This is a genomic window from Erythrobacter sp. (assembly GCF_038133525.1).
GTDB lineage: Bacteria > Pseudomonadota > Alphaproteobacteria > Sphingomonadales > Sphingomonadaceae > Qipengyuania.
The window spans coordinates 22,237-43,836 of the sequence record NZ_JAYPTL010000029.1 but is presented as its reverse complement, the minus strand read 5'-3'; the positions used below and the strand labels follow the sequence as shown (position 1 = coordinate 43,836).

Annotated in this window: 28 protein-coding genes; 19 read left to right on the top strand and 9 right to left on the bottom strand. The window is 62.9% G+C overall.

The features are described 5' to 3' along the window. The 3 genes from AAFM29_RS09500 to AAFM29_RS09490 all read right to left on the bottom strand — a co-directional run. The coding region (locus tag AAFM29_RS09500; RefSeq protein WP_341712564.1) for an acyl-CoA dehydrogenase family protein at nucleotides 1-930 on the bottom strand (930 nt) is incomplete at its 3' end. Between the two features lie 87 nt (nucleotides 931-1,017). Beyond that, a complete protein-coding gene (locus AAFM29_RS09495; RefSeq protein ID WP_341712563.1) occupies nucleotides 1,018-2,487 on the bottom strand; it encodes an MFS transporter in 1,470 nt (489 codons plus the stop codon). Then, nucleotides 2,487-3,347, bottom strand: a complete 861-nt coding sequence (locus tag AAFM29_RS09490) for an SDR family oxidoreductase (protein WP_341712562.1) — start codon at nucleotides 3,345-3,347, stop codon at nucleotides 2,487-2,489. Before AAFM29_RS09490 ends, AAFM29_RS09495 begins: the two co-directional genes overlap by 1 nt. A gap of 180 nt (nucleotides 3,348-3,527) precedes the next feature. On the opposite strand from AAFM29_RS09490, the gene AAFM29_RS09485 reads away from it, so the two are divergent. From AAFM29_RS09485 to AAFM29_RS09470, 4 genes are read left to right on the top strand one after another with little or no spacing between them, the layout of a single operon-like run. After that, the gene (locus tag AAFM29_RS09485) at nucleotides 3,528-4,715 is read left to right on the top strand and encodes an acyl-CoA dehydrogenase family protein (RefSeq protein WP_341712561.1); all 1,188 of its coding nucleotides are present in this window, start codon (nucleotides 3,528-3,530) and stop codon (nucleotides 4,713-4,715) included. A gap of 3 nt (nucleotides 4,716-4,718) precedes the next feature. Beyond that, entirely contained in the window at nucleotides 4,719-5,858 is a 1,140-nt protein-coding gene (locus tag AAFM29_RS09480) for an acyl-CoA dehydrogenase family protein (RefSeq protein WP_341712560.1), read from the top strand. A gap of 14 nt (nucleotides 5,859-5,872) precedes the next feature. After that, on the top strand, nucleotides 5,873-6,667 hold the full coding sequence (locus AAFM29_RS09475; protein ID WP_341712559.1) for an SDR family oxidoreductase: 795 nt from the start codon (nucleotides 5,873-5,875) through the stop codon (nucleotides 6,665-6,667). A 12-nt stretch (nucleotides 6,668-6,679) separates the two neighbouring features. Further along, nucleotides 6,680-7,576: an SMP-30/gluconolactonase/LRE family protein gene (locus AAFM29_RS09470; RefSeq protein ID WP_341712558.1), complete on the top strand. Its 897-nt coding sequence runs from the start codon at nucleotides 6,680-6,682 to the stop codon at nucleotides 7,574-7,576. Here the strand turns inward: AAFM29_RS09470 and gmk are convergent. Genes gmk through AAFM29_RS09455 form a run of 3 tightly spaced genes read right to left on the bottom strand, consistent with a single transcriptional unit; the run spans nucleotide 7,573 to nucleotide 9,228 of the window. Beyond that, nucleotides 7,573-8,235 carry a guanylate kinase gene (gmk, locus tag AAFM29_RS09465; RefSeq protein ID WP_341712557.1) on the bottom strand — a complete coding sequence of 221 codons (663 nt, stop codon included), beginning with the start codon at nucleotides 8,233-8,235 and terminating at the stop codon, nucleotides 7,573-7,575. The genes AAFM29_RS09470 and gmk overlap by 4 nt on opposite strands. Nucleotides 8,236-8,266: 31 nt before the next feature. After that, nucleotides 8,267-8,686, bottom strand: a complete 420-nt coding sequence (locus tag AAFM29_RS09460) for a hypothetical protein (RefSeq protein WP_341712556.1) — start codon at nucleotides 8,684-8,686, stop codon at nucleotides 8,267-8,269. Between the two features lie 38 nt (nucleotides 8,687-8,724). Beyond that, the gene (locus AAFM29_RS09455; RefSeq protein WP_341712555.1) at nucleotides 8,725-9,228 is read right to left on the bottom strand and encodes a ClpXP protease specificity-enhancing factor SspB; all 504 of its coding nucleotides are present in this window, start codon (nucleotides 9,226-9,228) and stop codon (nucleotides 8,725-8,727) included. Nucleotides 9,229-9,341: 113 nt separating this feature from the next. On the opposite strand from AAFM29_RS09455, the gene hisB reads away from it, so the two are divergent. The 13 genes from hisB (at nucleotide 9,342) to pal (ending at nucleotide 17,535) form a co-directional block, all read left to right on the top strand. Continuing rightward, nucleotides 9,342-9,935 carry an imidazoleglycerol-phosphate dehydratase HisB gene (hisB, locus tag AAFM29_RS09450; RefSeq protein WP_341712554.1) on the top strand — a complete coding sequence of 198 codons (594 nt, stop codon included), beginning with the start codon at nucleotides 9,342-9,344 and terminating at the stop codon, nucleotides 9,933-9,935. After that, nucleotides 9,928-10,554 carry an imidazole glycerol phosphate synthase subunit HisH gene (hisH, locus tag AAFM29_RS09445; RefSeq protein WP_341712553.1) on the top strand — a complete coding sequence of 209 codons (627 nt, stop codon included), beginning with the start codon at nucleotides 9,928-9,930 and terminating at the stop codon, nucleotides 10,552-10,554. The genes hisB and hisH overlap by 8 nt, the downstream gene beginning before the upstream one ends. Beyond that, nucleotides 10,551-11,282 carry a 1-(5-phosphoribosyl)-5-[(5-phosphoribosylamino)methylideneamino]imidazole-4-carboxamide isomerase gene (gene hisA / locus AAFM29_RS09440; protein ID WP_341712552.1) on the top strand — a complete coding sequence of 244 codons (732 nt, stop codon included), beginning with the start codon at nucleotides 10,551-10,553 and terminating at the stop codon, nucleotides 11,280-11,282. Before hisH ends, hisA begins: the two co-directional genes overlap by 4 nt. Beyond that, on the top strand, nucleotides 11,279-12,049 hold the full coding sequence (hisF, locus tag AAFM29_RS09435; protein WP_341712551.1) for an imidazole glycerol phosphate synthase subunit HisF: 771 nt from the start codon (nucleotides 11,279-11,281) through the stop codon (nucleotides 12,047-12,049). The genes hisA and hisF overlap by 4 nt, the downstream gene beginning before the upstream one ends. Nucleotides 12,050-12,121: 72 nt before the next feature. Then, nucleotides 12,122-12,283, top strand: a complete 162-nt coding sequence (locus AAFM29_RS09430) for a hypothetical protein (protein WP_341712550.1) — start codon at nucleotides 12,122-12,124, stop codon at nucleotides 12,281-12,283. A gap of 37 nt (nucleotides 12,284-12,320) precedes the next feature. After that, nucleotides 12,321-12,635: a phosphoribosyl-ATP diphosphatase gene (locus tag AAFM29_RS09425; RefSeq protein WP_341712549.1), complete on the top strand. Its 315-nt coding sequence runs from the start codon at nucleotides 12,321-12,323 to the stop codon at nucleotides 12,633-12,635. Beyond that, nucleotides 12,635-13,015: a histidine triad nucleotide-binding protein gene (locus AAFM29_RS09420; RefSeq protein ID WP_341712548.1), complete on the top strand. Its 381-nt coding sequence runs from the start codon at nucleotides 12,635-12,637 to the stop codon at nucleotides 13,013-13,015. The genes AAFM29_RS09425 and AAFM29_RS09420 overlap by 1 nt, the downstream gene beginning before the upstream one ends. 73 nt (nucleotides 13,016-13,088) lie before the next feature. Next, a complete protein-coding gene (locus AAFM29_RS09415) occupies nucleotides 13,089-13,550 on the top strand; it encodes a YbgC/FadM family acyl-CoA thioesterase (protein ID WP_341712547.1) in 462 nt (153 codons plus the stop codon). Continuing rightward, the gene (gene tolQ / locus AAFM29_RS09410) at nucleotides 13,550-14,248 is read left to right on the top strand and encodes a protein TolQ (RefSeq protein WP_341712546.1); all 699 of its coding nucleotides are present in this window, start codon (nucleotides 13,550-13,552) and stop codon (nucleotides 14,246-14,248) included. The genes AAFM29_RS09415 and tolQ overlap by 1 nt, the downstream gene beginning before the upstream one ends. Then, nucleotides 14,249-14,725: a biopolymer transporter ExbD gene (locus AAFM29_RS09405; RefSeq protein ID WP_341712545.1), complete on the top strand. Its 477-nt coding sequence runs from the start codon at nucleotides 14,249-14,251 to the stop codon at nucleotides 14,723-14,725. Between the two features lie 3 nt (nucleotides 14,726-14,728). After that, nucleotides 14,729-15,538 (top strand): energy transducer TonB, encoded by an 810-nt coding sequence (locus AAFM29_RS09400; protein WP_341712544.1) that lies wholly within the window; start codon nucleotides 14,729-14,731, stop codon nucleotides 15,536-15,538. Then, nucleotides 15,535-16,929, top strand: a complete 1,395-nt coding sequence (gene tolB / locus AAFM29_RS09395; protein WP_341712543.1) for a Tol-Pal system beta propeller repeat protein TolB — start codon at nucleotides 15,535-15,537, stop codon at nucleotides 16,927-16,929. The genes AAFM29_RS09400 and tolB overlap by 4 nt, the downstream gene beginning before the upstream one ends. 90 nt (nucleotides 16,930-17,019) lie before the next feature. Beyond that, nucleotides 17,020-17,535: a peptidoglycan-associated lipoprotein Pal gene (gene pal, locus AAFM29_RS09390; RefSeq protein ID WP_341712542.1), complete on the top strand. Its 516-nt coding sequence runs from the start codon at nucleotides 17,020-17,022 to the stop codon at nucleotides 17,533-17,535. Between the two features lie 69 nt (nucleotides 17,536-17,604). Here pal and AAFM29_RS09385 read toward each other — a convergent pair whose 3' ends face one another. Further along, nucleotides 17,605-17,754 (bottom strand): hypothetical protein, encoded by a 150-nt coding sequence (locus AAFM29_RS09385; protein ID WP_341712541.1) that lies wholly within the window; start codon nucleotides 17,752-17,754, stop codon nucleotides 17,605-17,607. A 155-nt stretch (nucleotides 17,755-17,909) separates the two neighbouring features. Between AAFM29_RS09385 and AAFM29_RS09380 the strand changes: the two genes are divergently transcribed. Continuing rightward, nucleotides 17,910-18,443: a J domain-containing protein gene (locus AAFM29_RS09380; protein ID WP_341712565.1), complete on the top strand. Its 534-nt coding sequence runs from the start codon at nucleotides 17,910-17,912 to the stop codon at nucleotides 18,441-18,443. 125 nt (nucleotides 18,444-18,568) lie between these two features. Further along, nucleotides 18,569-19,906 (top strand): DUF418 domain-containing protein, encoded by a 1,338-nt coding sequence (locus AAFM29_RS09375; RefSeq protein WP_341712540.1) that lies wholly within the window; start codon nucleotides 18,569-18,571, stop codon nucleotides 19,904-19,906. Nucleotides 19,907-19,912: 6 nt separating this feature from the next. Here the strand turns inward: AAFM29_RS09375 and AAFM29_RS09370 are convergent, their stop codons facing one another. Together AAFM29_RS09370 and AAFM29_RS09365 are read right to left on the bottom strand one after the other, a co-directional pair. Continuing rightward, nucleotides 19,913-20,698 (bottom strand): SDR family NAD(P)-dependent oxidoreductase, encoded by a 786-nt coding sequence (locus AAFM29_RS09370; protein WP_341712539.1) that lies wholly within the window; start codon nucleotides 20,696-20,698, stop codon nucleotides 19,913-19,915. Nucleotides 20,699-20,711: 13 nt separating this feature from the next. Further along, entirely contained in the window at nucleotides 20,712-21,596 is an 885-nt protein-coding gene (locus tag AAFM29_RS09365) for a hypothetical protein (protein WP_341712538.1), read from the bottom strand. Nucleotides 21,597-21,600 lie beyond the last annotated feature (4 nt).

The following is a 21,600-nucleotide window of genomic DNA, read 5'->3' as shown; positions in this document are numbered from 1 at the left end:
CCAGACCGAATGCTTGTAGATCGGCTTGCCGAAGGCTTCGCGCTCCTGCAGGCGCCGGCACATCTTGGCCAGTGCTTCCTCGGCCACGCCGATGGTGCGCATGCAGTGATGGATGCGGCCTGGGCCGAGGCGGCCCTGGGCGATCTCGAAACCACGGCCTTCGCCCAGCAGCATGTTGGTCACGGGAACGCGGACGTCCTTCATTTCCACTTCCATGTGGCCGTGGGGAGCATCGTCATAACCGAACACCGGCAGGTGGCGGATGACGTTGACGCCCGGGGTGTTTTCCAGAGGCATCAGCAGCATCGATTGTGCGGCGTGGCGACCGGCCGAAAAATCGGTCTTGCCCATGACGATCGCAACCTTGCAGCGCGGATCGCCCAAGCCCGACGACCACCACTTGCGGCCGTTGATGACATATTCATCGCCATCGCGATCGATGCGGGTCTCGATGTTGGTGGCATCGGACGAAGCGGTGAAGGGCTCGGTCATGAGGAAGGCGGAGCGGATCTCGCCGTTCATGATCGGGGTCAGCCACTTGTCCTTCTGTTCGCGCGTACCGTAGCGGTGGAACACTTCCATGTTTCCGGTATCGGGGGCGGAACAGTTGAAGACTTCTGAGGCGAAGCCGACGCGGCCCATTTCTTCGGCGCAGAGCGCATATTCGAGGTTGGTCAGCCCCGGGCCCTCGAATTCATAGGTTTCGTCGACATGGTGGTGCCCGTCATTGCGCGGCGGCATGAACAGGTTCCAGATGCCTTCGGCCTTGGCCTTGGCCTTGAGTTCCTCGACCACGGGAATGACCTTCCAGCGATCACCTTCGGCATCCTGTGCCTTGTAGGTCGGAACTGCCGGACGAACATGTGCGTCGATGAAGTTCTTTACGCGGTCGCGCCAATAGGCCTGCCGTTCGGTGGGTTCGAAGTCCATGATGTCGTCCTCTTCTCTCGATTCCGTTGCTAGGTGAAACTGGCACGACCTTCTGGCCGCGCCAAGCCAAGATTCATTTGATCCGTGTCAAGGGTGCATCCCTTCGGCATCGGGGTCCATGCGCGCCGCGCCGCTCAGAACCGCAAGTCGCTGTTCGTGGCTGGCCCGATCGATTGGAAAGCGCCGCAATACGAACAGGCCGGTGAGGCCGACTATGGTCAGCACCAGCACATAGGACAGGGCAAGGTTGCTGATGACCTGTCCATCGACCTGACCCGGCATGGCGCCGATCGGGAAAGACGACCAGCTGAGGATCTGGCCTGCCAGGAAGATGCCCGCACCCGTCGCGCATTTCTGCATGAAGAAATAGCCCGCGAAGAACAGGCCTTCCGAACGTCGCCCCGTTTCGGCCTGTGACGCTTCGACGACATCGGCCATCATCGAGCTCGACAGGACCATCAGCGTGATGGCGGCGGTGTTCGCGAGGAAAGTCATGCCGAACATGACCACGACCGATGGGCTGTCAGGCAGGCCGGGTATCACGCCGAGGTAATAGCTCAGGTAGAGTGAGCCGTTGAAAGTGATCGATACGATCCCGGCAAGGATCGCAGCCTCGCGTTTGCCCAGACGTTTCGCGAGCGGGGGAATGGAGACAAAGGCGGCGATCATCGTAACGAACAGCAGCAGGCCATAGGCGACCTTCTCGGTCTGCGAGAGGTGCCAAACGAAGCCGAGGAAATAGTTGGTCAGCGAGAACGCAATCCCCTGGTTCATGAATGCGAACAGAGCTGCGAACACCAGCCACAGGAAGGCGCGGTTGGACAGCGTCTGCCGCATCTCGCGCGCAATTGCACCAAGCCCGCCCGAATGGCGGGGCTGCGGCGGGGAAGGCTTGGCCACGCGTTTGTGCTGCCCGAGTGCGGAGAGTAGGACTGCACCTGCCATCAGCACTGCGCCAGACAGGGCATAGGCGAAATAGCCGTCAGGGTCGGTTTCGCCAGCGGCCCTGAAGAATACGCCATAGGCGAGGATCAGGATGAGCAATCCGCCGGTCCAACCGAACAGGAAGCGATAGCGCATCAGGATCGTGCGCTCGTCGTAATCGCCTGTAAGCTCCGGAACCAATGCGACCGACGGTACCTCGCACATCGAGACCAGCGAGCGCACGATGATTGCCCAGCCGACCAGCCAGCCGATCGTGAAGGCCGTGCTGCCCTCGGGCGGGCTCCACAGCATCATCCAGGCGATAGCCAGCGGGATTGGCGCGCCATAAAGCCAGGGCAAGCGGCGCCCCCAGCGCGTTTGCGTCCGGTCGGTCAGTTCACCGATTACGGGGTCGACGAAAGCATCAGCGATCAGCGCGAACATGATTGCAGTGCCGACGAGGCCGGCATCGAGACCCACTACCTGATTGTAGAACAGCAGCAGGAATGTGGCGAAGCCGTTTTCCTTGATGCCGTAGGCGATCGAGCCGAAGCCGTGGAAGACCTTCAGCCGCACGGGAAGGCGCTCCGCCGGGGGCGGTGCAATCGTCGCTTCGGCTCCCGCGTCGGCCATCAGTTGGCCTGCGCGGCCTGCTTCATCTGTTCTTCCATAGCCTCGAGCGCGGAGAACATGCGCGGCGCCTCAGGATCCCAGCTGTGCCGGGGGCCAACGGTCAGGCCACCGTCCACGATCAGCGAGGTACCGGTCATGAAGCTGGCCGCCTCACTGGCGAGGAAGGCCACGGCATTGGCGATATCGATCGGTTGCCCGCCGCGAGCCACCGGCTGGGCGTTGGACGAAAGCTGGGCGATTGCGGCCTTGGCCATCTCTTTCATCTCGCCGGTAATTTCCAGGCTCGATGTGAAGATGTTGGTGTTGATGAAACCCGGCTGGACCGCATTCACGCGGATACCGTGCTGGGCCAGGTCGGTCGCTGCGCATTTGGTTAGGTGCAAGACGCCCGCTTTCGCCACGGCATAGGCGGTCGGCGAATAGCCGGGGCCTACAGCGGCCACGCTCGACACATTGACGATGCTTGCGCCTTTGCGGCCTTTCATGTGCGGGAAGGCATAGCGGATGCCCATGGCGACCGAGCGCAGCAGCAGGTCCATGGTGCGATCCCACTCGTCGGGTTCGATTTCGGTGATATCGGCGCGGGCCCCGCCGGCGCCGGCATTGTTGAAGAGCACGTCGATGCCGCCGGTTTCGCTTGCCGCGCGGTCCATCAACGCCTTGATCGCAGCGGTGTCGCAGACATTGCACTCAACGAAACGAACGTCCCCTTCAGTGTCCGTCGCCAGCTTTTCGCCGCCCGCAACATCGATGTCGCTGGCGAAAACAATCGCACCTTCGCGTGCGAAAAGCGCTGTCGCCGCCGCCCCGATACCCGACGCGGCCCCGGTGATGACGACCGTCTTCCCAGAGAATCGCATGCCTACTCTCTCCCCGAATTTCTCTGCCGCCAGCTTAGGGGAGCGCATGGCTTCGTCAACGCATTCTGGCTGACGCTACGGCATTGCGAGGGATCGCAAGCACCCTTGCACCCCCCTGCCGAATCACCCTAACGTAAGCGTCAACATACCGCCGTTTTAGAAAGAGAGAGGATTCGGCTCATGTCCGACAGTGACCTGGACGCCTTCCGCGCGGAAACGCGTGCGTGGCTCGAAGCCAACTGCCCGCCCGAAATGCGCGAACCCGTGCGTGACGAGGACGACGTCTATTGGGGTGGCCGCAACGCCAAGTTCAAGAATGACGCCCAGAAAGCCTGGTTCGAAGCCTGTGTTGCCAAGGGCTACACGGTACCGGCTTGGCCCAAAGAATATGGCGGCGCCGGCCTTTCGCCCGCCGAAGCCAAGGTGCTGCGCGAGGAAATGAGCCGCATCGGTGCGCGTCCGCCACTGTCGAGTTTCGGGATCTGGATGCTTGGCCCCGCGCTGCTGCACTTCGGCACCGAAGGCCAGAAGCAGCGCTTCCTCAATGAGATCGCCCGCGGTGAAATCCGCTGGTGCCAGGGTTATTCGGAGCCGGGTTCGGGCTCGGACCTGGTGTCCTTGCAGACCTATGGTGAAGACAAGGGCGATCACTGGGTGGTCAATGGCCAGAAGATCTGGACCAGCTATGCCGACAAGGCCGACTGGATTTTCTGCCTCGTCCGCACCGACAAGGAAAACAAGTACCAGGGCATCACCTTCATGCTCTACGACATGGCCAGCGCGGGTGTGTCGACGAAGCCCATTCTGCTGATCAGCGGCAGCTCGCCCTTCTGCGAGACCTTCTTCGACGATGTCAGCGTGCCCAAGAGCTACGGCGAGGACATTCCTGCCTATGTCGGCCAGGTCAATCGCGGCTGGGATGTCGCCAAATACCTGCTCGGCCACGAGCGCGAGATGATCTCGGGTGCCGATGGCGGCGACCGCACCAGTGCAATCGGTGCGGCGATGCTGCGCCTCTCGGGCGAACTCGACCCCGTTCTGCGCGCCGAGCTGGCGCAGTTCGACGTCGACGCCCTGGCCTATGCCGCGATGGGCGAGAAGTTCCTCGACGAGATCAAGGTCGGCAAGGCGCACCCCGCGCAGCCGAACATGATGAAATATGCAGGTACCGAGCTCAACAAGCGTCGCCATGAGCTGATGATGGCGGCCGGCGGCACTCGCGCGCTCGAATGGGACAGCGAGGAAACCGGCGGCGGCAAACCGTCGCGCAACTGGCTGCGTACCAAGGCGAATAGCATCGAGGGCGGCACGTCCGAAGTCATGCTGAACGTCATTTCCAAGCGTATCCTCGACCTTCCGGGAGCCTGATCGATGCCTCTGTATTACGACGACGACCAGGTAATGCTGGCCGAAACCGCCAACCAGTTCATGGGCGAAGAAGGGTCGATCAAGAACCAGCTCCGCCATTGGCGCGACCGCAACTGCAAGGATGGCTTCGGCCACGGCCTGTGGAAGCAGTTCGCCGAAATGGGTTTCACCGGCATGCTGGTGGGCGAAGAAGACGGCGGGCTTGGCATGGGCCAGGTCGAAGCCAACATCGTGCTCGAGGAAATCGGGCGCAACCTCACGCCTTCGCCCTTTCTGTCCTCTTCCGTACTCGCCGCGACCGCGCTCAAGCACGGCAGTAACGATGTGCGTGGGCGCTGGCTGCCCGACCTCATTTCGGGCGAAAAGGTCTATGCAGTCGCTATCGATGAAGGCGTCAAGCATCGCCCCGAACGTATCGCCTGCAAGGCCGAGAAATCGGGCAACGGCTTCCGCCTCACGGGCAAGAAGGACTTCGTGGTCTATGGCGCCAGCAGCGAGATGATCGTTGTCGCTGCACGTACTTCGGGCAGCGATGGGGATGCCGATGGCGTGACCCTGTTCGCGGTGCCGCAGGACGCGGTGGGCATGAGCCACGACAGTGTGCGCCTGGTCGATAGTTCGATGGCCAGCCACATCACCTTCGACGGCGTCGAGCTCGATGGCGACGCCGTGATCGGTGAAGTCGATGGCGGGCGCGATGTGCTCAATGCCATGCTCATGGCGGGCCGGATTGGTTCGGCGGCCGAGGGCGTGGGCGTTGCCCGCGGCGCGATGGATATGACCGTCGATTACATCAAGCAGCGCAAGCAGTTCGGTAAGCTGATCGGCGAATTCCAGGCGCTGCAGCACCGCGCCGCGCACCTCTATTCCGAGGTCGAAATCGCTCGTGCGGTCACCATCAAGGCTGCCCAACTGCTCGATGGCGGCAGCGAGAAGGCCGATCTGATGGCTTCGGTCGCCAAGGCCAAGGTGGCCAAGGTCGCAGGTCTCGCGGTCCGCGAAGGTGTCCAGATGCACGGCGGCATCGGCATGACCGACGAATACGACATCGGCCTCTACATGAAACGCGATCGCGCGTTGCAGGAGTTCCTTGGCGACCAGTACTACCATGCCAATCGCGTTGCCGAACTGAGCGGCTACTGAGCGGGAGAAAACCCATGACCCTAGAAGACCTGTTCAGCCTCAAGGGCCGCGTGGCGCTGGTCACCGGCGGCAGCCGCGGTATCGGCAAGATGATCGTCGAGGGCTTCCTCGCGGCAGGGATCGAGCGCGTGTACATCACCGCACGCAAGATCCACGAAATCGAGGAAACCTGTGCCGAGCTGGGCGACAAGGTGATCGGTATCCAGGGCGACCTTTCGACCCTCGACGGTATCGAAGCGCTGGTTGCCGAACTGTCGCAGCGCGAAAGCAAGCTTGATATCCTGGTCAATAACGCCGGGGCGGCCTGGGGTCTCGACTACCTCGATTTCAACGAGGCGGGCTGGGACAAGGTGATGGACCTCAACGTCAAGACGCCCTTCTTCCTCACGCAAAAGCTGCATGGCCTGCTGACCGCCGCCGCGAGCCCGCAAAGGCCCGCCAAGGTGATCAACATCACCTCGATCGACGGCCAGCGGATCAATCCGTGGGAGACCTATAGCTACCAGGCTTCGAAGGCGGCATTGATCCACCTGACGCGGCGGATGGCGGCGCGCCTGGTCAAGGACCATGTCTACGTCACCAGCCTGGCGCCGGGGGCTTTCCCCTCCAGCATGAATCGTGCTGCGCGCGATCACGAGGCGGAGAGCGCTGCAGGAATTCCCAACAAGCGCGTCGGCGACAAGTACGACATGGGCGGTACGGCGGTCTATCTCGCCAGCCGCGCCGGTGACTATACCATCGGCGAAACCGTTACGGTCGACGGCGGCATCGTCAACGCGCATCTGCCGACCCACTTCGCCCAACCCTGATGGAGTAATCGCATGGCCCGTACCCAGCGCCTGGTCGCCGACGGCATTCACTTTGCCGAGGGACCGCGCTGGCACGATGGGCGGTTGTGGTTTTCCGACTTCTACGCTCATCGGATCTATTCGGTGAGTGAAGCGGGCGGGGGTCTGCGGGTCGAGCTCCAGCTCGAAGGCGAAGAGCAATCTTCCGGCCTCGGCTGGATGCCCGATGGCACGCTGCTGTTCGTCAAGATGCAGGCGCAGGAGCTGTGGCGACGCGGGCCCGATGGGCGGGTCGAACGGCATGCCGACCTGTCGGACATCGCCACCTTCTGGTGCAACGACATGGTCGTCGACGCACAAGGCCGCGCCTATGTCGGCAACTTCGGCTTCGATCTAGATGCGGAACTTTCCGCACGAGGCCCTGAGAGCGTGCTAGCTGACCACCCGACCACACCGATCGCGCTGGTCGAACCCGATGGAACCGTTCGCGCGGCGGCTGGCACCGAGCGTTTCAGCTTCCCGAACGGCACGGTCATAACGTCGGACGGGAAGACACTCATCCTTGGCGAAACGCTCGCCGCGCGCCTCACGGCCTTCGACGTTGCGCTGGATGGCACATTGTCCAACCGGCGCGTCTGGGCGGAAACTGCGCCGCATATCCCCGACGGCATTTGCCTCGACGCGGAAGGCGCGATCTGGATCGCCGATCCGCTGGCTCCACGCTGCGTGAGATTTGCCGAGGGTGGGGAAGTGCTGGAGGTGGTCGAGACCGAAGGGCTGAACTGCTATGCCTGCATGCTCGGCGGGGCCGAGGGGCGCACGCTGTTCACGCTGGTTGCGCCCAGCTCGCATCGTGAACACGCCAGCACGCAGAAGGCGGGGCGGATTTATGCGTGCGAGGTAGACGTTCCCCGCGCTGGTCGTCCCTAGCTCATCAATTCGCGGACGAAGGGGATCAGGCCGGTCTGGCGCTGGCGCTTCATCCGTTCGGCATCCAGAATTTCGCGGACCTTGGCAAAGCAGGCGTTCACGTCCTCGTTGATCACCACGTAATCATAGGCGTCCCAGTGGCTGATCTCGCCCCGGGCGCGCTCCATACGCTCGTCGATCACATCGTCGCTGTCCTGCGCGCGGCTCTCCAAACGGCGCCGTAGCTCGGCAATGCTCGGCGGCAGGATGAACACGCGAACCACGTCCTGCTGGTCCTTCTGGTAGAGCTGCTGCGTACCTTGCCAGTCGATGTCGAACATGAAGTCCTGGCCCTCTTTGAGCGCCGCGCGGATCCGTCCTTTTGGCGTGCCATAGCGATATCCGAAGACAGTCGCCCATTCATAGAAGTCGTCCTCTTCGACCATCCGGTCGAACTCGGCATCGTCGACGAAATAGTAGTGCACCCCATCGATTTCCCCCGGTCGTGGAGGACGGGTGGTGACACTGACCGACAGTTTGATCTCCGGGTCCGCCTCAAGCAGCATCCGGCTGATCGTGGTCTTGCCCGCGCCGCTGGGCGAAGAGAGGATGAACATCAGGCCACGCCGCGCGAGATTGGGGCGGGGGTTCTTGTCTTGGGTCTGTTCGGATTCGGCCATGTGCGCCTTTGGGGCAAGGCGCCCGCGCAAATCAAGACTGCTCGTCGGGAAGCTGTGGGGGCAGAGGTGTTTCCACTGCCTTCGCTTGCTTGGTGCGCTTAGCTTTGCGACGATCGTAAAGTGTCTTCGCCATCGCGCCGCCGCCTACGATAAGGGCACCCGGCAGAGAACGTGTTGCCAGCTTGGCGAGGGTGAAGGAAAGAACAGTCTGGCCGATTGTCTTGTGGGCGAGCATCTGTTGCGCGGCTTCGCTGCCATAACGCCCACGTAGCAATCCCTTTTCGACGGTGCGGCGTACTATGTAGCTCCCGGCTCGGATGGTGGCATCGGCCAGGATCAGGCTTGTGGCGGAGTCTTCGCTGGGATCGCGCTTTTCTTCGACCGGTACTGGATTGCGTCGGCGCTTCCTGCCGATGATCCTGCCTGTCGATCGGGTGATGCGCTTTGTCATGTTCCGCTGCCCATCCCGGCGCGAAGGTGCGCCGCTACTTACTTCTTTCGACCGAAGTCGATGCTTACGACATTCGAACCGTCGTCCGCTCCCTTGGGGCCATCGTCGTCGCCCTGTTCCGAGCCATCGTTCTCGGGATGCTCGGTTGAAGCTGGTGCCATGTCGGCCACCGTCGCCTGGAACTGCAGCCCGAAATCAACCGCAGGATCGACGAACTGGGTGATCGCGGCATAGGGAATGTCGAGTTCGGCTGGCACCTGGTTGAACGATAATCCCACCGAAAACCCGTCCTCGCGCACCGCCAGGTTCCAGAACTTGTTCTGAAGCACGATGGTCATTTCATCCGGGAACCGCTCGCGCAGACTCTTGGGGATCGTCACCCCGGGGGCGTGCGTCTTGAAGGTAATGTAGAAATGGTGCGCGCCGGGCAACTCGCCCCCGCCAGCCTCGATCTCTCCCAGAACCCGGCCAACGACCGCGCGCAGTGCCTCCTGCACGATTGTGTCATAGGGGATCAAGCTATCGGGCGTATCTTCGCTCATGCGCGCCTAGGTGAAACCCGACGCCGCGCGGGTCAAGCGCTTTAAGTCTGGCTTTACCCTTGGACGGGGTTCATTTTCTTGCGCACCGGCATGCTTGGCCTATAGGCACCCACATGCGAACAGGCCGTATCAACCGCGATACCGCGGAAACGAAGATCCTTGTCGAGGTCAACCTCGACGGTACCGGCGCGTATGACGTCGCCACTGGCATCGGCTTCCTCGATCATATGGTTGAACAATTCGCCAAGCATTCGCTGATCGACGTCACGATGAAGGTCGACGGCGACCTGCATGTCGACCAGCATCACACTACCGAGGATAGCGCACTTGCGCTGGGCCAGGCGCTGTCGGCCGCACTTGGCGACAAGGGTGGAATCGCGCGCTACGGCAGTGCCTATTCCCCCATGGACGAGACCCTGGCACGGGTCGCGCTCGACATTTCGGGGCGACCCTACCTGGTGTGGAAGGCCGGCTTCAGTCAGGAAAAGCTCGGTGAGTGGGATACCGAGCTGATCGAACACTGGTTCCATTCGGTTGCCCAGACCTGCGGGCTGACACTGCACGTCGAACTGCTCTACGGCACCAATAACCACCATATCTGCGAAGCGATCTACAAGGGCTTTGCTCGCGCCATGCGCGCGGCGGTGGAAGTGGATCCGCGCAAGGGCGGGGCCATTCCCAGCACGAAGGGACAATTGGGTGGCTGAGGTCGTGGCCCTCGTCGATTACGGCGCGGGCAATCTACATTCGGTCGAGAACGCGCTGCGCAAAGTCGGGGCCGAGGTGAAGGTCACCGCCGATCCCGATGTCGTGCGTGCGGCGGACCGGATCGTCCTTCCGGGTGTGGGCAGCTTCAAATCATGCGCGGAAGGGTTGCGCGCAACCACCGGTGTGATCGAGGCTATGCATGAACGGGTCTTTGTCGGCGGCGCGCCGTTTCTCGGCATTTGCGTGGGAATGCAATTGCTCGCCACGCGCGGTCTCGAACATGGGGAAACGCCCGGACTCGACTGGATCGACGGCACGGTACGGCTGATGACGCCGACCGATACCTCGGTGAAGGTGCCGCATATGGGCTGGAACGATGTCGCGGCGCTTCCGCATGCGCGTGATCATGACGTGATCGCCGCGGGCGAGGCCTACTTCCTCCATTCCTTCCATTTCAAGGCGCGGCACCACGACAATGTGCTGGCCATGACCGATCACGGCGGCGGGCTGGTTGCGGCGGTTGGGCGTGACAATATCGTTGGGGTGCAGTTCCATCCCGAGAAAAGCCAGGCCTACGGGCTTGGCCTGCTGTCGCGCTTTCTGGAGTGGGCCCCATGATCGTGTTTCCCGCCATCGACCTAAAAGGCGGCCAGGTCGTGCGCTTGGCCGAAGGCGATATGGATCGCGCCACGGTTTACGGTGATGATCCCGTCGCGCAGGCGCTGAGCTTTGCCGAGGCTGGGGCCGAACACCTGCACGTTGTCGATCTTGATGGAGCCTTCGCCGGTGAAAGCCGCAATCGCGAGGTTGTCGAACGGATCGTCGAGGCATTCCCGGGCTACGTTCAGCTGGGCGGCGGCATCCGCAACCGGGCGGCGGTAGAAGGCTGGTTCGATCTCGGCGTGGCGCGCATCGTGATCGGCTCCGCTGCGCTCAAGGATCCCGAGTTCGTCAAGGACATGGCGCGCGAATTTGAAGGTGGCATCGTTGTCGCGGTCGACGCCAAGGACGGCATGGTCGCGACCGAGGGTTGGGCCGAAGTGTCCGATATCGGCGTGGTCGACATGGCGCGCCGCTTCGAGGATGCGGGCGTTGCCAGCCTGCTATTCACCGACATTGGGCGTGACGGACTGCTCAAGGGCGTCAACATCGAGGCGACCGTCGATCTTGCAAGGCAGGTCGATATCCCCGTGATCGCCAGCGGTGGGGTCAAGGGTCTGGACGACATCCATGTGCTGTCACTTCACGCGAAGGACGGGATCGAAGGCGTCATCACCGGGCGCGCACTTTATGACGGTCGGCTGGACCTCGCGGCGGCGCTGGCCATGGCGGGGCGGGCCCAATGACCGTACGCATTCGCGTCATCCCCTGCCTCGACGTTGCCGAGGGGCGCGTGGTCAAAGGCGTGAACTTCGTCGATCTCAAGGACGCGGGCGATCCGGTCGAACAGGCTCAGGCCTATGACGCGGCCGGTGCGGACGAGCTCTGTTTTCTCGATATCTCGGCCAGCCACGAAGGGCGTGGGACGCTGCTCGATATCGTCCGGCGCACAGCCGAGGTATGCTTCATGCCGCTGACCGTTGGCGGCGGCGTGCGCAGCGTCGAGGATGCGCGCGCCCTGCTGCTCGCGGGCGCCGACAAGATCGCGGTCAACAGTGCCGCGGTGGCGCGACCCGAGCTGGTTTCGGAAATCGCCGAGAAGTTTGGTAGCCAGTGTGTCGTTGCTAGCGTCGATGCACGCGCGGCGATCAGCGGGGATATCCGCGGCTGGGAGGTGTTCACGCACGGCGGCCGCAAGGCGACCGGTATTGATGCGGTGGAACATGCCATCCGCCTGGCCGAACTGGGTGCGGGTGAATTATTGGTAACCTCGATGGACGCCGACGGGACCAAGGACGGCTATGACGTCGACCTGACCCGGGCGATTGCCGATGCCGTGTCGGTACCGGTCGTGGCTAGCGGCGGTGTCGGTACGCTCCAGCATCTGGTCGAGGGTGTGACGCGCGGCAATGCCAGTGCGGTCCTGGCGGCATCGATCTTCCATTTTGGCCAGCACACCATCGCCGAAGCCCACGCCGCGTTGCGGGCAGCGGGCCTCCCTGCGCGGGGCTAGCCTTCGTCTCTTCACGGGACATGCTTAGCGCCGCGCCTGTAGTCGGCCAAAATCTGTGGCAGGCGGAAAATCATGTCGAATCAGGTGATTTCGCTCGCCGCGCAGTTTGCCGACCTTGGTGGCCCGGCGGGTATCGCTGCGCGCCTGACCGAGCCGAGCGGTTTCGTCCTCATTGGCATTGCGTTGGCCGGGCTTCTTGTCGGGCGCTTCCTGCTCAATCGCAATCACGACTGATTGACCTTCCTCACCGGGCACGTGCATAGCCCCGCCCATGGATACGCTCGCGCGCCTCGAGGCTACTATCGCCGCCCGCAAGGGTGCAGACCCCGCGTCCAGCTATGTCGCCCAGCTCAACCATCGCGGCCTGCAGGTCATGGCGCGCAAGCTGGGCGAGGAGGCTGTTGAGACTGTCACGGCCGCGCTGGCCGGCAGTCGTGACGAACTGGTGGGCGAAGCTGCAGACGTCCTGTTTCACCTGCTTGTCCTGCTGGGCGCCAAAGATGTATCGCTGGCCGAGGTTCTGGCCGAACTCGATCGGCGCGAAGGCACTTCAGGCATTGACGAGAAGAATTCGAGGAATGCCTGATGCCCATCGATCCGACCCTTCCCTACGACGACAACAACATCTTCGCGAAGATCCTGCGTGGGGAAATTCCCTCGACCAAGGTGTACGAGGACGAATGGGCCTACGCCTTCGAGGACATCAACCCGCAGGCGCAGGTCCATACGCTGGTGGTTCCCAAGGCGCGTTATGTCAGCTGGGATGATTTCAGCGAGCGGGCAAGTGCCGAGGAAATCGCCGGGTTCGTTCGCGCAGTGGGCAAAGTGGCGCGTGACAAGGGGCTGGTTGAGCCCGGGTACCGCATGATGGCCAATATCGGCGCACACGGCGGGCAGGAAGTGCCGCACCTCCATGTCCATATCTTTGGGGGGCAGCCGCTTGGCCCGATGATCTGGCGGCGTTGATCGCCCGATTTGCTCGCTTCGTCGTTTGCCATTGCCGGGGGACTCGGCGCTGGGCTAGAGTCTGATCCCACACATGACCTTACCCCACCCTCCCGACGGCGTCGTTGACGGAAGCCGCCACCTCTATGCGGTCCGCGTCTATTACGAGGACACCGATCTTTCGGGCATTACCTACCATGCCAATTACCTGCGCTGGTTCGAACGCGCGCGGAGCGATTTGCTGCGGCGGCTTGGGATCGACCAGCGAGCTGCGATTGAAAGCGGTGGCGGCGCCTATGCGGTGTCCGAACTGTCGCTCAAATACCTGCGCCCAGCGAAGCTCGACGATGACGTGCTGATTGATACGCGCTGCATTGAATTACGGACTGCTTCGTGCCGGATGCATCAGAAAGCGTTCAGGATCGGTGGGGCAGGCGACGAATTGCTGGCCGAGGCGTATCTGCGCGTCGGCTTTATTTCCCCCGAAGGCCGGCCGATCCGTCAGCCGGAAGAATGGCGTGCGGCCTTTGCGCGCTTTGGAATTCATGAGGACTGATGACGATACTTACCCTTCTCTCCAGCGTTGCCCCCACCAGGCTCGATCCCATCCGCCTGTTCCTCGATGCGGATATCGTGGTGCAGACGGTCATGGCTGGCCTGCTTCTCGCCAGCCTGTGGGTGTGGATGATCATCGTCAGCTTCAGCCTGCGCATGGGCAAGCTGCGCAGTCTGACGATCCAGTATGAAGCCGATTTCTGGCAAGCCGAGAATTTCGACCGCTTCATGTCCGAGCGCGGCAAGAAGGACATTCCCGCCGCACGGGTGGCACAAGCCGCTGTCGAGGAATGGCGCCGGTCGACCAAGACCGCCGTGCGCGATCCCGATGCACTGCGCCAACGGCTTGCCACGGCGATGGACAGCCAGATTGCGCTGGAGGCGGACGATATCGCCGAGCGTCTCAACTTCCTCGCCACGGTCGGCTCAGTTGCGCCCTTTGTCGGCCTGTTCGGCACGGTGTGGGGCATCATGAACAGCTTCTTCCAGATTGGTACGCAGGGCAGCTCTTCGCTCGCGGTGGTCGCACCGGGTATTTCGGAGGCGCTGTTTGCCACCGCTATCGGCCTGTTCGCGGCCATTCCCGCGGTGATTGCCTACAATCGCTTCAGCCACCGGGTCGACCGCTACGAAGCGCGCCTCACGCGCTTTGCCGACAAGCTTTCGGCGACTTTCAGCCGCCAACTGGAGGCGCGCTGAATGGCAATGGGGCTCGCCTCCGGCGGCAAACGACGGCGAGGTCGTCGCGGTGGGCGACGACCGATGTCGGATATCAACGTCACCCCCTTGGTCGACGTCATGCTGGTCTTGCTGATCATCTTCATGGTCACTGCGCCGCTGTTGACTTCGGGCGTGCCGATCAATCTGCCTGACAGCAATGCCAATGCGCTGGCGCAGGATGCGCAGCAGGTCACGATCAGCATCGACGAGGAAGGCTTTGTCTACATCGACGATACGCAGGTACCCGTGGGCGGCTTGCCGGATGCGCTGGCCGCACTGCCGCGCGTGGGGGACGGTCCGGACATCACGCTGCGGGCCGATCGCGGGCTTGATTATGGCCGGGTCATGGCGGTCATGGGCGAACTTAACCGCGCCGGGCTCAACCGGATTGCTCTGGTGACGAACAGCGGGGCCGTGCCGATGCCGGTCAACACCAGTTCATCCGGCGAGGAATAGCCGATGGCCATGGCTGCCCAGACACTACGCCAAGAGGAACGCATCGGCCTTGCCGTCGCGGCGGTCCTGCATGTGGCGTTGGTGGGGGTGCTGTTGTTGCAGCCAGCTAAACGTGAAGCGATGCCCGAACCGCAACGAATGACGGTGAGCCTTGCAGAAGACGTCGGGCTTGAGGCAACCGCTCCCGATCCGGTGCCTGAAAGCCGTGCCGCGACCGCGCCGACTTTGTCCGATGCACCGGTTCCGGCGCCGCCCATTCCGCAGGCGGAGCAGCGGACAGTGCAGCCGCCTACGCCGGCGGTCAGGCCGCCCGCACCCGCGCCCACCGCAAAGCCGGATAGCCGCGAGCGCCGCCGTCCCGATCCATCGCGCACCCAAGCACCGCCGAGCAGTTCGCAAAGGAGCGGTGGCTCGCGGCTGAGCGACAACTTCCTTGAAGGTTCGGGTAGCAGTTCCACGACCAGCGAAACGCGTATCCCCGCCTCACAGATCGGGGCGAGTGCCAAGGCATCGGTGGTCCAGGCGTTGATTCGCCAGATCCGACCGCACTGGTCGGCTCCCCAAGGCGTAGATGCGGAGCTGCTGGTGACCGAGCTCGATTTCGATCTCAATGAGGATGGCAGCCTACGTGGGGCGCCGCGTGTGCGTGCGCAGAGCGGGGTTACCGACTCAAACCGGCCGCAGCAGTCGCTCCATGCAGAACGCGCAATTCGAGCCGTCCAATTGGCTGCGCCGTTCAAGCTGCCGCCGGAATATTACAATGCCTGGAGGTCGATCCGGGGCGCCCGTTTCGATAGGAACTTGTCACGATGAAGAAACTTGCCTTCGCCTTCACCCTCGTCATCGCGATGCCGCTGGCGGCGCAGAACCAGGATCTCGGCCAGCCGGTCGAAGAGGGTGGCGACGTCGAGACGATCGAGGAAGGGCAAGCCGATGAAGGCCTGTCTTTCACCGTTACGGACGAGACCGCGTGGCAGGATTTGGGCATCGCCATTCCCAGCTTCGCCACTGACGCCGATGTCGCCACTCCCGCGAATTCGAACGGCACCGCGGCGCTGGGCAGGGAGCTCGCGCGGGTGATCCACAACGACCTGCGCAACAATGGCCTGTTCAAGCCGACAGGCCCCGATGCGCTGCCGCAGCCGCGCTTTGCGGAGATTACCGCCCCCAACTACGCGATCTGGACGAACCGCGGGGCCGAGATGCTGGTCCACGGCTATGTCCGGGCGCGTGCGGACGGCAGGCTGACAGTCGGCTGCTACCTCTATGATATGCAGCTGCAGAGCCAGCTGGTCCGCGAAGGCTGGATCGTCCAGCCCGCCGACTGGCGCCGTGCGGCGCACAAATGTGCCGACCTCGTCTATTCGCGCCTTTCGGGCGAGAGCCCCTTCTTCGACAGCCGCATCGCCTACATTGCCGAGACCGGGCCCAAGGATAACCGGACCAAGCGGCTGGCGATCATGGATAGTGACGGAGCCAACCACCGCTTCATCACCACCGGTCGTTCGACCGCGCTGACCCCGCGTTATTCGCCCGATTACAAGAAGCTGTCCTACCTCAGCTATGTTGACGGCAATCCGCGTATTTATGTGTATGATATCGGTACTGGCAGCCAGACGCTGGTGACGCAGAGCGCCAATCCGACCTTCGCCCCACGCTGGAGCCCCGATGGTCGTTGGATTCTCTATTCGATGGCGGTGAACGGCAACACTGACATCTACCGCGTTCCTTCGACTGGAGGCGAACCGCGCCGGCTCACCGACACGCCGGGCATCGATATTGGCGGATCCTATTCGCCAGATGGCAGCCGCATCGTCTTCGAAAGCGATCGCTCGGGCAGCCAGCAATGCTATGTGATGAATGCCGACGGATCGAACCAGCGGCGCATCAGCTTTTCGGGCGGGCGCTGCGCTACCCCGGAGTGGAGTCCGCGCGGTGACCAGATCGCCTTCACGCGCATCGCCGGCGATTTCAATATTGCGGTCATGAGTCCATCCGGTGGCGGTGTGCGCGCGCTGACCAACGGCTGGCAGGATGAGGCGCCGACCTGGGCGCCCAATGGCCGTATCATCCAGTTCTTCCGCTCCGAACGGAATAGCGGAAAAACATCGCTGTGGCAGGTCGACTTGACCGGCGAGAATGAACGGCGTCTGCCGACACCGGTCGACGCTTCTGATCCGGCATGGGGTCCAATCCTGCCGTAATTGTATTAGAGTGGAAGTACACAAACCAATTGGGGGCGCATTCGGGGGCAACCGAACTCGCAACGCTGTTTGAATAAGGGGACAGCCGCTATGAATACCCGTATTGCTACAAGCCTAATACTCGCTTCCACCATCGCCCTCGCGGCATGTTCGAAGAAGGCACCGGAAGTGCTGCCGCCGCCACCGGTCGACACGGTGGCCCCGACCCCCACTCCGACGCCGCCGTCCGGCCCCGGGGTTGGCACACAGCAACATTTCGTCAACGCGGTGGGCGTTGCCAATACGGTCGTCTATTTCGACACCGACCGCTACAACATCGATGCCGAGGATTCGGCCAAGCTGCAGGTGCAGGCGCAATATTTCAGCCAGTACCCGAACCTCAACTTCACCATCGAAGGCCATGCCGACGAACGCGGCACGCGCGAATACAACCTCGCACTGGGCGAACGCCGTTCCAATGCGGCGAAGAACTATCTCGTTTCGATCGGTATTCCGGCCAACCGTATCCGCACCGTAAGCTACGGCAAGGAACGTCCGGTGGCGCTGGGTTCGAATGAAGCGGCCTGGGCACAGAATCGCCGCGCGGCCACCATCGTGCTCAACTGATCGCGAAAAAAAGAAGGGCTCCCGCCACGTGGGAGCCCTTCATCCGACCGCTGTCGGGGGAGGGTTTGATCAGCGGCCGATGGAGAGTTCGGCAAGGGGTGCGTTGCCGGCGAGGGCATGCGACGCGTCCGCCTGCGCGGTACCAACCGTCGCGGACAGCGCGAACAGCGCGGCTGCGATCACCGAGATCGTCGCGGAAAGGGTCAGTTGCTTGCTCATGTCCAGTCTCTCGAAAGGGGCTTGATAGCGCCTATATATGAACGGTTCGTTGCATTGCAACATTTCATATTGAAACTTATTCCTGATCCTTGCGCGAATTGCCAGCATCCCTAGATTGAACGCTATGCGTGACCGACGAACGACATGGGCGATTCATGCCCAAGCCTAGCCGCTCGATGGACTGGGGCTTTCCCCGCTGGCGTGGCTATGGGTCGTCGCGCGAGGCGACCCAGGTCCGTATCTGCGATCGGCATGGGTGTGACGAAAAGGGCGATTGCCCTGCGCCCAAGGCGCCCAACAGCCGCGACCGCTGGTATTTCTGCCAGAAGCACGCGGCCGAATACAATTCCAAGTGGGACTATTTCGAGGGTCTCGACAAGGCCGAACGCGAAGAACGCGCGAAGACGGAGCGGAGCGAGAACGCCGGCTACGCCGAGGCGCAGCACTATGGCTGGGCAGGCAGCGGTGACGGTTCGCGCAGCCAGGACGAAATGCGCGCGCTCGATGTGCTTGAGCTGGACGCCGATGCCGATTTCGCCGCGGTCAAGAAGGCCTGGCGGGAAAAGGCCAAGCTCGTTCACCCGGATGTGAAGCCGGGGGATGCTGAGGCGGCGACCGAATTCCAGAAGCTGCAACTCGCCTATGAAGTGCTCAAAGCCGCGGAGGACCGGCGCGAGTGGAAGGGCTGAGCCGCAAGAGCGAATTGCCCAGGCTCAAATTTTGACGTAGTTTCCGCTGGCGGCTTCGGGGAACCGGGGGCGAAGCCGCGGGCAGAGGGTCGCGGCCTGAGCCAACCTCGGGGAGGGTACTCCCTATGCCAGAAATTGCCGCGCCCGTTGCCAAGGGCGATCGTATCGACTCTCTCGACATCCTGCGCGGGATTGCCGTCTTCGGCATCCTGTTGATGAACATATCCGCCTTCGGCCTGCTATGGCAGGCCTATGGCAATCCCTATGCGGCGGGTGGTCCTGCCGGGCTCGACCTCAAGCTATTCGAGATCATGAACGTCGGGTTCGAAGGGACCATGCGGGGCATTTTCTCCATGCTTTTCGGTGCCGGAATTGTCCTGATGGCCGGGCGGCTGGAAAAGTCTGCCGGCGGGTTGAGTGCGGCGGACGTGCATTTGCGGCGCATGTCGTGGCTGATGCTGTTCGGTGTTATCCATTGGGCGCTTCTGCTGTGGACCGGCGAGATCCTGTTTGCCTATTCGCTGTGCGGCTTCGCCTTGTTCTCGTTCCGCAACATGGTGCCCCGCTACCAATTGGCGATCGGCATTGCCGCCCTTCTGGTTGCGGGCATCATGAACAACAACAAATACGAAGACGTCCGTGAGGCCTATGCCGCCGCGGCAACGGCAGAGACGGCTCAGGCGACCGGGGTCGAACTGACGGAGGAGCAGCAGGGCGCAATCGCGCATCGGGATGAACTCGCCACCCACCAGCTGCCTAATGAAGAAACCGCCGCCATGATGGAGGGCTGGCATTCGGGCAGCTACATCAATGCGGTGCGATCGCAGTTCGACTTCAGCTATGAATTCCAGTGGACCGGACTGCCGTATTGGCTGTTCTTCGACATGATGCCGTTCATGCTGATTGGGATGGCCCTGCTCAAGCTGGGCGTGCTGTCCGCCAGCCTGCCAACACGAAGCTATGCCATGATGCTGGTTGGGGGTTACGCGGTCGGCATTGCCCTGGGCCTGTACGAACTCGGTATCCTGCAAGGCGGGCAGTATTCGACCCTGGTGGCGGAGGAAGCCAATCGCACCTACCAGATCAGCCGTCTGGCGATGGTAGTCGGCCACATCGGGCTGGTCCTGCTGGTGGTGAAGCTCGGCTGGCTGCGCTGGCTGCAGCGCGGCTTTGCCGCCGCCGGGCAAATGGCGCTGACCAACTACATCGGCCAGACGCTGATCTGCACCATGCTGTTCTACGACTTCGGCTTTGGCCTCTATGGCGAGCTGAGCCGCTCGCAGCTCTACCTCGTGGTGCTGACCATCGCGGTGGTCGAGATGTCGATATCCGTCCTCTGGTTGCGTTCGTTCCGTTTCGGCCCGCTCGAGTGGGTGTGGCGCTCGCTAACCTACTGGCAGCGCCAGCCGATGCGCATCGGTGGAGGCACGCCGCCGCGTACCCCGGAACTGGCAACTGCCTGACGCTAGTCAGGTCTTCTCGATGGCCGTGGTGGGATTGTCATTCCACCACGGCACATCGCGATAGGGGCGGAGATCGGTCTCGAAAGTCCAGGCGCTGCGCGGCTGGTGGGCGATATGCCAATAGGTTTCGGCCACTGCGGCGGGATCGACCAGACCGTCTTCGCCCATGTGGTCCTTGAAGGCTTCCCAGCGATCGCCGACCATCTTGCCCAGGGTATCGGGCGCGTCGACCGCAGCGTCGATCAGCACATGCGCGACATGCACGCCTTGCGGCGCGAACTCCGCATTGAGGCTCTGGCACAGCATCCGTCGCCCGCCCATGGCGGCTGCATGGCTGGCCTGGCCCGCATTGCCCCGCATCGCGGCGGTGGCGGAGGTCACGAGGAAAGCCCCACGCCCGCGTTCGGCCATGCGCGGCAGCAGTGCGCGGGCCAAGCGATAGGGCGCGAATGTCGCGAGCCGCCAGCCAAGCTCGAACATCCGCGGCGTGGTTTCGGCCAGCGGGCGATTGCCGATCTGCGCGCCGAGATTGAACAACGCCCCCTCGATCGGGCCGATCCCCTGTTCGACGTCCTCGACCAGGTCCTCGATCGTGTCGGGCAGCGAGGCGTCGATCAGCCGTCCGCTCGCTTCGCCCCCGGTATCGGTGATGGCATCGACCAGCCTTTGCAGCCCTTCTTCGTCGGAGCGCCGCGCCAGCACCGCGTGGTAGCCACCGGCGGCAAAGCGCTTGGCGGCATGGCCCCCGATGCCCGCGCCTGCGCCGATCACGAGGAAAACCTTGTCCGCCATTTTCGCCTGCCTTTCAGAGTCGCGCGAGGATCGCCTTCGCCAGTGTTTCGCCCAGATGCGGGCCTTGCTCCGGATAGAGATAGGGTTCGATCATCTCTGCTTCCATGACCGCCAGCTCGCCGGAGGGGAGTCGCGCCATGTCGATCCGGCAATAAAGCGGCGCTGCAAAGGGCAGTGCCGCCACGACCGCCTGCGCCGTCGCAAGGTCCGTGGGCGAAGGGGCGAAGTCATGCTCACTCCCCCCATAGAGGGACTGGATCCTGTATTCACCCGCCGCAGGGCGTTTGAGCACCCCATGGCTGAACGCGCCGTCGATGAAGACAAACGTGTATTCGCCTTCCTCCGGAACGCTGGCGAGGAAGGGCTGGACCATGCACGGCTTTCCCATGTTCCAGCCATCATCGGGCAGGCTGTCGCGCTTGAAGCTGAACTGACCGAGCGCCCCGGCACCCACCTGGCGCTTTACCACCACGCGATCGGTGCCGAATTGCTCCATTGCCGCAAGCACGCCCTCACGATCGACATCGTCGAACCACAGGGTCGGCACCGTCACCGCACCACGCGAAGCGAGGTCTTGCAAATAACGCTTGTCGATATTCCAGCGTACCACATCGGGCGGGCTATGCACGGCGATGCCGCGTGCCACGAGCTCGTCGAGCCGGGCGAGGAATTCAGCCGGGTGATCCTGATAGTCCCAGGCGGTGCCCAGCAGCACCAGCGCTATCCCTTCGAAATCGGCCAGCGGCGAACGCCAGTCGATTTCGATCAGATCGAGCCCAAGCTCGGCAAAGGCCGGGCGCAGCGCCGCCACTTCGATATCGTGTTCGAACGCGTCGCCGCGCCGTTCGCCTGCGCCGGGCAAAGTGTCAGCGCAGGCCAGGAAGCCGATGCGGGTCATGGGT